Source organism: Nocardia sp. NPDC058497, assembly GCF_042720195.1.
Classification (GTDB): Bacteria; Actinomycetota; Actinomycetes; order Mycobacteriales; family Mycobacteriaceae; genus Nocardia.
On record NZ_JBHXMY010000918.1, the window covers coordinates 1 to 1554 of the forward strand.

At 67.2% G+C, this 1554-nt stretch carries 1 protein-coding gene; it reads right to left on the bottom strand.

What is annotated here, in order from left to right; all coding sequences use genetic code 11:
* Positions 1–1554 (bottom strand): beta-ketoacyl synthase N-terminal-like domain-containing protein (locus ACFWPJ_RS32450; protein WP_378857286.1); only part of this gene is annotated, 1554 nt, incomplete at both ends.

Below are 1554 nucleotides of genomic sequence, written 5' to 3' on the forward strand. Positions count from 1 at the left end.
TCCACATGCAGTGTCCGCGGCAGCACACCGTGCCGCATCGCCATCACCATCTTGATCACACCGCCGACACCGGCAGCGGCCTGGGCGTGGCCGATGTTGGACTTCAACGACCCCAGCCATAGCGGACGGTCCGGGTCACGGTCCTGCCCATAGGTGGCCAGCAGCGCCTGCGCTTCGATCGGATCACCCAGGGTGGTACCGGTGCCATGGGCTTCCACCGCGTCGACCTCGACCGCCGAGACCCCGGCATTGGCCAGCGCCTGGCGGATCACCCGCCGCTGCGACGGACCGTTCGGCGCGGTCAAACCATTCGACGCGCCGTCCTGGTTCACCGCCGAACCGGCGACCACCGCGAGCACCTGATGACCATTGCGGCGGGCATCGGACAACCGCTCCAGCACAAGGACACCGGCGCCTTCGGACCAACCGACACCATCGGCCGCGTCGGCGAACGACTTGCACCGGCCATCCGGGGACAGACCCCGCTGGCGGCCGAACTCGAGGAACATGTCCGGCGTGGCCATGACCGCCACACCACCGGCCAAGGCCAGGTCGCATTCGCCCGAACGCAGCGACTGCCCGGCCATGTGCAGGGCGACCAGCGATGACGAGCACGCGGTATCCACGGTGACCGACGGCCCTTCCAGGCCGAACACATACGACACCCGGCCCGAGACCAAACTGCCCGCGGACCCGCTACCGGTCCCGGTGGCTCGGGCGTAGTCGTGGTACATCAGACCGGTGAATACGCCGGTCGAGCTGCCGCGCAACACCGCGGGGTCCACCCCGGCGCGTTCCAGCGCTTCCCACGAGATCTCCAACAGCAACCGCTGCTGGGGATCCATCATCGTGGCTTCGTTGGGGCTGATCCCGAAGAAGTCCGCGTCGAATTCCGCTGCGTCGTACAAGAATCCACCACGACGGGTGTAGGTCTTGCCCGCCTTACCGGGTTGGGCATCGTAGATGGCCTCGATGTCCCAGCCTCGATCCACCGGCATCTCCCCGTTGGCGTCCACGCCCGAGCGGACCAGATTCCACAGATCCTCCGGCGAAGCGACTCCTCCCGGATAGCGGCAGGCCATCGCCACCACGGCGATCGGCTCGTCATCGGCTCGGACGTGACTGACCGCGCGCTCTTCGAGAGCTTCGGTGCCGGTGAGTTGCGTACCGATGAATTCGGCCACCACCTGTGGATTGGGGTAATCGAAGATGAGGGTGGCCGGGAGTCGCAGACCCGTCGCGGTGTTGAGCTTGTTGCGGAACTCGACGGCGCTCAACGAGTCGAACCCGAGCTGCTGGAAAGCCTGCTGGGGTTCGACGGCGTCGAGGGAGGCGTGTCCAAGAATGCCTGCGGCAACAGAGCGGACAAGGTCGACCAGAGCACTATCGCGGTCGGAATCCGACAGGCCCGCCAGCTTCTCCGGAAACGACTGACCCGGCGCGGTCCGGCTGTGGCGGCGCGCCGCAATCGGTGCGATCGCGCGGACGAGAGCCGGGATCTGCTCGCCCCGAGTTCGAAGCACCGCCGGATCGACCCGCAGCGCTACCAGCTGG